This window comes from Hahella ganghwensis DSM 17046, assembly GCF_000376785.1.
Lineage (GTDB): Bacteria > Pseudomonadota > Gammaproteobacteria > Pseudomonadales > Oleiphilaceae > Hahella > Hahella ganghwensis.
The window spans coordinates 1-9,668 of sequence record NZ_AQXX01000041.1 but is presented as its reverse complement, the minus strand read 5'-3'; the positions used below and the strand labels follow the sequence as shown (position 1 = coordinate 9,668).

Annotated in this window: 8 protein-coding genes; 1 reads left to right on the top strand and 7 read right to left on the bottom strand. The window is 48.2% G+C overall.

Going from position 1 to position 9,668, the window contains the following annotated elements:
* The 7 genes from F566_RS0100960 to F566_RS37840 all read right to left on the bottom strand — a co-directional run.
* On the bottom strand, nt 1-183 hold a 183-nt coding region (locus F566_RS0100960), incomplete at its 3' end, for a transposase (RefSeq protein WP_020405105.1).
* Between the two features lie 65 nt (nt 184-248).
* On the bottom strand, nt 249-1,622 hold the full coding sequence (locus F566_RS0100955; RefSeq protein ID WP_020405104.1) for a calcium-binding protein: 1,374 nt from the start codon (nt 1,620-1,622) through the stop codon (nt 249-251).
* A gap of 11 nt (nt 1,623-1,633) precedes the next feature.
* Nucleotides 1,634-6,409 (bottom strand): Ig-like domain-containing protein, encoded by a 4,776-nt coding sequence (locus tag F566_RS0100950; protein ID WP_020405103.1) that lies wholly within the window; start codon nt 6,407-6,409, stop codon nt 1,634-1,636.
* Nucleotides 6,410-6,559: 150 nt separating this feature from the next.
* A complete protein-coding gene (locus F566_RS0100945; RefSeq protein WP_020405102.1) occupies nt 6,560-7,111 on the bottom strand; it encodes an REP-associated tyrosine transposase in 552 nt (183 codons plus the stop codon).
* Between the two features lie 132 nt (nt 7,112-7,243).
* The gene (locus tag F566_RS36640) at nt 7,244-7,420 is read right to left on the bottom strand and encodes a hypothetical protein (RefSeq protein WP_020405101.1); all 177 of its coding nucleotides are present in this window, start codon (nt 7,418-7,420) and stop codon (nt 7,244-7,246) included.
* Between the two features lie 224 nt (nt 7,421-7,644).
* Nucleotides 7,645-8,025: a hypothetical protein gene (locus F566_RS0100935; RefSeq protein ID WP_020405100.1), complete on the bottom strand. Its 381-nt coding sequence runs from the start codon at nt 8,023-8,025 to the stop codon at nt 7,645-7,647.
* Nucleotides 8,026-8,055: 30 nt separating this feature from the next.
* Nucleotides 8,056-9,252 carry an RHS repeat-associated core domain-containing protein gene (locus F566_RS37840; RefSeq protein WP_157496549.1) on the bottom strand — a complete coding sequence of 399 codons (1,197 nt, stop codon included), beginning with the start codon at nt 9,250-9,252 and terminating at the stop codon, nt 8,056-8,058.
* Nucleotides 9,253-9,456: 204 nt separating this feature from the next.
* Between F566_RS37840 and F566_RS0100925 the strand changes: the two genes are divergently transcribed.
* Nucleotides 9,457-9,668, top strand: a 212-nt coding sequence (locus tag F566_RS0100925) for an IS5/IS1182 family transposase (RefSeq protein WP_020405098.1), incomplete at its 3' end; no start/stop codon positions are given.

The window sequence follows — 9,668 nt, the reverse complement described above, 5'->3', positions numbered from 1 at the left end:
AGAGCCGAGTTTCTTCGCGTCGCTGATCCAGCGTCGAACCAGATTGGCATTGAGCCCGTTATCCAGAGCGATGGCAGAAACAGAGACCCCCGGCTGTTGGCAGGCAGCAATAATCTTAGCTTTAAATTCTGCGGAATATTGGCGACGTTTTCTGGAGGAGCGAGGTGCGCTTATGACAATCATAACAAGTGTCCACTAAAAAATAAGTGGACACTATCCAGTCAGTTGGTAGCGCGCTCAAGATGGGGTTACCGGACGCTTACGACCATTCCAGAAGAACCTATCATGAAGATTTTCAAATCATCTCCACTAACATCAAACCAAAGAGAGTTTTTACTGATAGCAGGGAAAGAGAGTATATCAACACCTGAAGTACCGGTTTCGGTAACTACATCCTCGCCCTCATCAGCAGCAAAGACATAGGTATCTCCACCATCCATACCGTAGAGCTCGTCATCACCTAATCCACCAATCAGGGTTTCTGAAGCGTCACTCCCATAAGCAACATCATGACCATTCATAAGGTCGATGCCTATGACATTGATGACCTCAATGCCTCTCAGATCAATGAAATCTCGGTCATAACCTTTATCCGATCCCTGTACCCAGTTATCACCAGCACCACCATCGATACGCTCAACATCCAGCACCGTTTTCATATTGTCATCGGTCGGCCTGGCAAAGGAAAAATAATCGTTACCATCTCCTCCAAGGAGGGTATCAAAACCTTCACCACCGATATAAATGTCCTCTCCCTGATTCTCACCTTCAGTTAGAAAAGTATCGTCGCCCTGTTCGCCATAGAGTTTGTCATCTGCCGTCCCACCGATAATCAGGTCAGGACCAGAAGTACCATAAAATACGTCATTACCATGCCTGAGATCGATGCCAGCAATATTGATGACTTCTACTTGTCTTAAATCGATATAGTCTTTGTCATAGGCACTGTTCGATCCCAAAATCCAGTTTTCACCAGCACCACCGTCGATTTTTTCGACATCCAAAACGGTTTTCATATCTTCGTTAACGGGGATCGCGAAGGTAAACTCATCGTTCCCATCGCCTCCCTGAAGGGTATCAAATCCTTCGCCACCAATGTATGCATCAGCACCCTGATTACTCCCTTCTGTTAGGAAGATATCATTGCCTTCCATACCATATAACTGATCATCAGCCGTTCCTCCAATGATGATATCCGCTTGAGGTGTGCCATAGAGCACGTCTTCACCATGCCTTAGATCAATTCTGGAAATATTGATGACTTCAATACTTCTCAGATCAATAAAGTCTGGCCTACGATGGTCGTTCGAACCAACGATACTGTTATCGCCACTGCCGCCATCAATCCGCTCAACACTAACAAGTAAACTGGTTTCATCGTTAGTGACCCGGTTCAATGTCAACTCATCATCCAGAGCGCTGCCCATCAATGTATCGAAACCGGAACCACCATCGTAGAAATCCCCATCCTGACTGGTTGATGTTGTGTAGACGAAGGTATCATCACCGGCTTTACCCTCCAGGTGATCATCACCCTCTCCACCGTCCACGATGTCATTACCGGAGGAGCCAATAAAAGTGTCATCCCCTCTACCCAGATAAATATCAGCAATACCGATCAACTGTGTATTGGTCAGATCGACAGTATCGCCTTGGGAAGAACCACCAATAGATCGTATCCTCCCCGCCCGTCGATGACTTCTACCTGTTCAAGGTGAACAAAGCGAATAACATCATCACCTTCACCACCCCATACCTGGTCATAGCCACCACCACCATTAATGTCATCGCCGTAGATTCCCTGGCCTTCCATCAGGAACACATCATCGCCAGGACCACCACGTAAGGTATCAATGCCTTCACCGCCTTCAATGATGTCATTTCCAGCACTCCCAATGACGGTATCATTACCTCTGTGAGCCATAATCCGAGAGATATTCACCAGTGTGGTATTGCTAAAATCCAGGTAGTCCGACGAATGCAGTGCAACGATCTGGTTATATCCAGCACCCCCATCGATTTTCTCGACACTGACCAAGTTACCATCAACCTCAGTACCAAAAGTTGTGATGCGGATAATATCGTCTCCCGATCCCCCTTGTAGGGTGTCATACCCTTCGCCACCGAAGTAGAGATCTGGGTAGGTCAAATACCCTTCAGCCCTAAAGACATCATCTCCCAGGCCACCATAGAGCTGATCAGAGCCTTCTCCGCCGGTGATATCATCATCCCCGTCACCACCATGAATGATGTCATCGCCATCCTGGCCATCAATGACGTCAGCCTCATCACTTCCCTGAATGATGTTATCGCCATTGTCTCCGTTTGACTGACTCGCTGCATCGCCAGGGGTAATCGCCCAGACAATGCCACGATAATCACCTTTCACCGCGTCATCTTCAGGCAGCTCAATGATCAGGGCGTTACTGGACAGGGTGTCGGTCCCTTTGATGATTGTTGGGAACGAGGCCTGATTAGTATCAACAAACTGAATACTCTCGCCAGCACGTGCTTGCGCCACTGCGCTGGCACTTAACAGCGTCACCCCATCATTTTTGAGGTATGGTTTTAGCGTGACATTTGCCACACCATTCAGAGTGGAATTTATCGTTGCATCATACCGGCAGATAACCAACGCCTGACCAGACACTTCGTCATCAAGATTAGACAGCTCAACGTCTGCAATGCCCAATCCGTCATACTGAGGATCATTACTGACCACTCCTGCAAACTGCAGGTTCACAGCCTGCGTACCGTCCACAAGACAATCATCCACACCGGCCACTTTTATGACCTGTGGAATATTCCAGTTGGTATCGGAGAATTGCAAATAGGATGAAGACAGAATCTCTCCCTCTTCCGCATCGGAAATAGCGAGGTTAATCAGCACACTGCCCTGTCCGCCGGCCGCATCTACCGGCGCTTGACTCAGAACAACCTCCACTTCTGCCACTTGGTTACCCGTTTCATTGATATCCAGGGTGGTCAGAGGTGTTACAACAACGCCTGCAGTGGGGGACTGTTTGGTAATCTTTGCAGTGGCAACGACATCAATGACATTCACAGCATCTTCAATACGTGCGCTCAGGGTGTACTCGCCATCGACCAATGCATCGGTATTCCACAGGAACTGATCTGCAGTCCCATCTGCGTCCTCAGCAATATCTGTCGCAATCGGCAATCCGTTTGCGAAGAGCGTAATCGTCGCGGCACTATCCGGATCGGTATCCGTCCACTGAATCAGTACATCGCCACCCAATACAGTCTGGTCCTGTGCAGGCAGAACAAAATTAATCGCCGGAGCATCATCCAGGCCATCGATATTGACAAAGAATTTCTGTGCTTCACTCCAGCCGCTTGCCAGTCCTGCCTCATCAACAGCACTTGCCCGCCACCAGAAATAAGTGTTGTCGTCCAGCTCCACATCAAGTGTCCACTGGGCCGTGGTGCTGACATGATCAATCAACAGATTTGTCAGATCACTGTCACTGAATACCTGAAAGCGGTAGGACACAGTATCACCGTCTGGATCCACCACAGCGTGAACACCCAAAGTCGGTGCTCCCACCTCGACCCAAACGTTATCTCCAGGAATATCCAGGGTTGGCGTAGGCGGTGCTTCCTGGGTTGTGCTGATGGTGAAGTCCGCCATCACCCAGACAGACTCCGTTTCGCCGTCAGAAGCTTTTACTCGCCAGAAGTACTGGGCATTGTCTACCAGGCCATCAAACTGAACGCTGGTCTGATTATCGTTACCAGCCACTACATCTGTTTGCGAGAGCTTATTCGCACCATCAAAGGTATTGACTGTATCCAGCTCAAAGATATAGGTCAGAGCCTTACGCTCTGGATCGACAGCATTCTGAATTTTCAGAACGACAGAGGTCGATGACAGCTCAGCATGATCCGCCGGCGACAAAATGACGGGGTTGGAAGGTGCTTCATTAGCAGTGCTCACCACAAAGCTGGACGCTTCACTGGAAGCACGGGCGCCCTCGTCATCCACCACCTCTGCAATCCAGAAATAGAGTTTGTTTTCTTCCAACAGTACAGGTACCTGCCAGGATGTCTGTCCATTCAGACCCGGTGCCAGCCCCTCAACTTGTGCAACAGGTGAGGAAAAGCTCGTATCTTCTTCTGCATACACGTAGAAACTATAAGTCAGCGGGTCGCCATCGATATCGGAACCGTTGTTGACAATCAGCGTTGGCTTATAAGAGGCCACCAGCGTTCCGTTTCCAGGGGCAGCCACAGCAAAGTTGGTCGGAGCATCGTTAGCTGTATTGATAAAGAAGCGGCCGTTCACCCAGTCACTGTTCGCCTCAGTTCCTTCAAGACGAGCGCGCCAGTAATAGGTCGTGTTATCGCTGAAGCTTTGACCGGATTGCAGAGTCTCCGCATTCATCTCTGCCTGAGTGGTAGTGGAACCTTCTGCAACGTCAACAATCTCTGCCACTTTCACACTCATGGATTCATCACTGTACACCTCAAAGTGATAGGTGTAAGTGCCGTCCTGATGAGCACCGTTAGTCACGCTGAGTGTTGGCACCAGGGAAGTAACTTCGCCATCAAAGATGGGCGTATTCAGTTCAGGTGACTGTGGTCCTTCGGGCGGATTCAGGGGATCAGTACCATCCAGGAACTCTTCCAGATCACTGATACCATCGCCATCAAAATCATCAGATCCGTCCCGGTCCAGATTGCCGAACTGCTCCTCTTCCCAGGCATCATCCATGCCGTCGCCATCTTTGTCAGATTCAGGATAGACTTTGACGGTTACCGCACGCGTCGCCTTTAACTGGCCGTCGGAAGCCTCAAATGAAAGCGAATATGTCCCAGCCTGTCCAGACGCCGGGAACCAGTTGAATGTCGCATCCCCGTTCCCCTTGTTGGTAAAAGTAGCGCCGCTGGGAAGGTTCAAAGCCGTCAACACCGGAACCGTTCCGTTAGGATCGCTGGCGCGAACCAGAAAGCCCACCTGACCGGATTCATAGGTACTACGATCAGCAATCGGCTGAATAGATGGCGCAACATTAACATTACTGACACCACCAAACTGCAGGGTGTATTGGCCAGTCGTGTTGGAATCGAAGACATTCACAAAATAGTCGTAGTCGATCTTGTTTTCCTGAATGGTCTTCGATAACCAGTAATTCGTCACGGGCAATACTTTACCGTCGTTACGAACCACTGATGTCAGAGGTTTGTCGCCCGCATAAGGGTCAGAAATTTTGATATGACTCAGACCGGTAGTCGCCGTGGCAGTCAGAGAACGCTTGATCAGGCTGCCAGTGATTTGTTCTGCGCCGAGAGTCCCGCTCAAAGAGCTCACGCTGGTGCAATCACTGCAACCTGCGACGGTCGTCCCCAAACGATCGGATTCATAAACTTTGAGATTACCGTCGCCATCATGAGCCAGAAAATCACGCTTCGTATCACGACCGGACAGATCGACCAGAACATCACTGATCAGTAGATGGGTATTCACTGATTCTATCAATGAGGTCAACGCACCACCCAACTCGTCCGCATGGCTGAACTGGGCACTAAATTCGGTAAAGCGCCCGGTCAAGGAGGTTTCCATGATCCAGCGACCAACACGGTTGGTCTGGCCTTCGATGTCTCCGAAATTCAGGAGCAGAGTTTTCGCTGCTGGCTGGTCGTCTACGTAGCTGCCGGTGATTAGAAAATCCACCAGCAGGTCATTTTTGTTCTCAACGATTTTGGGCTGAGCGGAGTCAATTTTGACACTGCCGGCAGTACCGCTACCGTTGTTCGAAATACGCACACCTAAAGTGTAGGGTTCAACAGGCTCTTGCTCAGTTGTAAATGGGTTATCCCCATTCACTTCTTTCGTCAGGAAGTAATCCAGCACCAGATTAGGCTGAGGCTTAACTACAATAGTATCCGGCGCCACTTCGATGGTTTGCGTTTCACCACCGTAGGTCAGGTTGATGGTCGCACCGACATAATAGAGCTTGCCTTGAGTTCCGTCTCCGCCAGCCCCTTTGGTCGGGATGATCAACCAACGTAGTTCGCCCACCTGAGTGGGATCAATCTTGCCATCGGTCACCTTACCAAAAGCACCTTCTGTGACAGAGTTGATTCCCTGATGCTGATCCAGCTTGATAAAGAAGCTGGCCGACTCGGCATCAGGATCAGAAGTCGCCACAACAGGATTGCCATCTGCATCCTTAAACAGAATATCAATCTTGATATTCTCCAGTGCGAAACTATCCAGGCTGTTCGTAATCCGCATGGTCGCTTCAAACGCCTGCCGCTCCAGGGTCAACTCCTGGGATATCTCAATTTTGACCACGGCACACAATGATTCTTCCGCGAGTGCCTTACCACCCAGCAAAAGTCCCAAAAAGCCAACGATCCACAACCAACGACGAATCGAAATCATCCTGATGTTTCCTTTGTTACAACTCAAATTACTGCCAAATTTCTTTATCAAGAAATATCTACCAGGTGTCTGACTCTGCGAGTCTGACACCGTCTATTAACTACTTAACTCAACCTAGCGGGGTCAGACTCGCAGAGTCAGACCCCGTATCTACTTCAAATCTTCAGCAAACAACGCCCGATAGGCTCGCTGCCGCTCTTCAGGAGAGCGGCCCAACGCTATGTAAAGCGAATGGTCCACCACCAATTCATCCTTTTCACCCCATCCGTGCCAACGGGCTGAAGACCATAAATATTCACTGGGCCTTTTCACCAATCCCGCCCGCACTGGGTTCATCTCAATGTATCTGTAACAAGTCAGTAGATACTTCTCTGTATCAATCACACTTGCCTTGAACCGGCCTTCCCACACAGACCCCGTTCTTCCAAACTCATAATTCACAAACCGTCCATAGCGCTCATTAATCCGCTTCATCATCCGACTGAGTGCACCATTCTTTTGCGGCGTCACCAGCAGATGCACATGGTTTGTCATCAACACATAAGCATGAACCTCACACGCTTCCTGTTCAGCCATTTCCCGGGCAACACGCAAATAAAACCTGTAACACTGCTCGTTAAAAAAGCAGCGCTCCCGATTATGACCACGCTGAACAATATGCTGAGTAATACCAGCGGTATGAACTCTTGGCTTCCTTGCCATTTTTCTACTTCCTTATCTTGCCAAATCTTGTCGGTGTCTGACTCTGCGAGTCTGACACCTACTAACTTCTACGACCTCGAATTCTCCAACAAGGGTCAGACTCGCAGAGTCAGACCCCGAGACGCCCAAGGACTACTCCCCTTTATACAACCGCCAAGCACATGCTAAGCCAAATAACATCATAAATATCTGACCGGCGTTTGAACCGGCTTGATAGGCTTCGCTGCCCGCACTGGCGTCACCGCCCATGAATTTAATGAGTGCGAATATTCCAACAACAACACCAAAGACAAAGAAGAGCTTTTTCACTTTTACTACCAATATTTATTACATAAGTATTCATTATTATGTTGCGTAGCACTAGGGTCTGACTCTGCGAGTCTGACCCCATTCCTGATGGCCTACCATCTGCACTACGCTAACAAATTATTAAATAGCATCAGCAGTGTTTTATACAGACTGCCTAACTATTTAGATATGTGGATCTGACCCTAATTTTCATAATGCTTACCGTGTCCCATTATTCCTTTCCATCAAAATTTTCTAAATAATCGCCCTATACCTTTTAGTACAGGGAGGCAGGCATACATAAACAGAAAAAAGACAAAACACAGGCTTACAATAAAATACATTAATCCCATACGATATTCCGAAATATTTAATTCCCCTTCTCTATCCATAACTACCACAACTTTCTTACTAGGCAACAATAAATAGTAGCCCTTTTTATAGTCTCCAGAACTGGACTTCACCACTTCCAGGCCAACCAAAACAGCTGTTTCTCCCGGGTGCTTTAGTTCAAGTTGTTCAATAGCCTTTTCCCAAGGAAAAACGACCCCTAACATTATGATAATTGTCACAACAAAAAGTAAAATCACAGATACATATGCAGCATATCTTCTTGATAACTTCATAAACCTACAATATCCCTATTAACTATAAATCTATTGGACAGCGAAAGAATAGCTGGTAATTTCAATACCAAGTGCACCGAGAGCTGAAAATCTAGAAGAGCTAGAAAGACCAACATACCCACGCCCATCACTGTATGTTTTATTAGGGGTCTCTATAAAGCTTCCATACGGAGTACGTCTTATTCTCGGGTCATCTTTCCCAGGTCCCCAACCAGCCCTACCTTCTACGTTAGCACTTAGATTTAGTATTCCTACACTCCCTTGAGCAAAAACTCCAAGGGCCACGTCATTACCCGTTGGTAAATAACATTCGTCGTAGGCAGCGCTCGTACCATTTGGATCATAAGTTCCGCCGCCCCCCATTCCTGGGCCAAACCGAAGGGTCCAAAAGCCCTTTCCATTCGGATCTTGTCCGAAGGTTAATCCACCGCCAAAATAGTAATACATATCAACTGAAACCGACCACAATCCTAGTGGATCTATATTAGAAATGGGGCCCTGTGAAGAGTAACCATAAAGATTATAGCCCCCATTCAACCCAATCGGATCACTCTGCACATAACGCCCTAACGCCGGATCATAATCCCGAAAATAGTTATGATGCAGCCCACTCTCCGCATCAAAATACTGCCCCGGAAACCTCAGGTTGTTCGACACCATATCGACAAAAACACTGGCTTCTCCAAACGCTGCATATTCCGCTTCCCAGACAACAGCGCCTGAGTTAGTCAACATTCTCTGTGGTGTTCCCAAATGATCATTCTGGTAGTAGTACACCTGCCCGTTATCCCTTTGGAACATGGGCTGAGTCATCCAGGTGGCACCTGGCCAGTAGTGGTATTCTTTGAGTGCGTTACCCGAAGCATCATACTCACCCACCATACCTGAGTGGTTATACAGGAAGTAGGTGCGGACACCGGAGACTTCTTTCCACATTCTGTGGCCGAAGGGGTTGTAACCGTACTCAGCAATTGTGCCACCAGCGCCGTTTTCGATGCGGATTAGGCGTTCTTCGGCGTTGTAGATATAGCGAATATCCGGGGTCAGACCCGCAGGGTCTGCCACCGCGTCAGACCCCTTGCTGATGAGGTGGCCGTTATTATCGTAGTGATAATAGGTGTTGCCTTTGCGGGTTAGTTGGTTGGCGTCGTTGTACTCGTGTTCGATTGGGGTCTGACTCTGCGAGTCTGACCCCGTTCCTGTTAGCCTGCTACCAGTACTACGCAAACAAATTGTTAAAGAGCATCAGCAGTGTTTTATACAGACTGCTTAACTGTTTAGATATGTGGATCTGACCCTAATTTTCCTAATTTTCCTAATTTTCCTAATTTTCCTAATTTTCCTAATTTTCCTAATTTTCCTAAGGAGGCTCTGAATAACTCCCCAAATCAGTCATAATACGGCCAACTTCACTCATCAGGAATACTATCCATGGATCAGATGACTTTCTCCGAAGCTGAATACCAGAATAAGAAGCGTAAGACCCGCCGGGAAATCTTTCTGGAGCGAATGGATAAGCTGATCCCATGGAAACGCATGGAAAAGAAGATCGCCCGCTATTACCCCAAGGGCGAGAACGGCCGCCCTCCGTATCCGTTATCCACCATGCTTCGTGTCCACTGCATGCAGCTATTTTATAACCT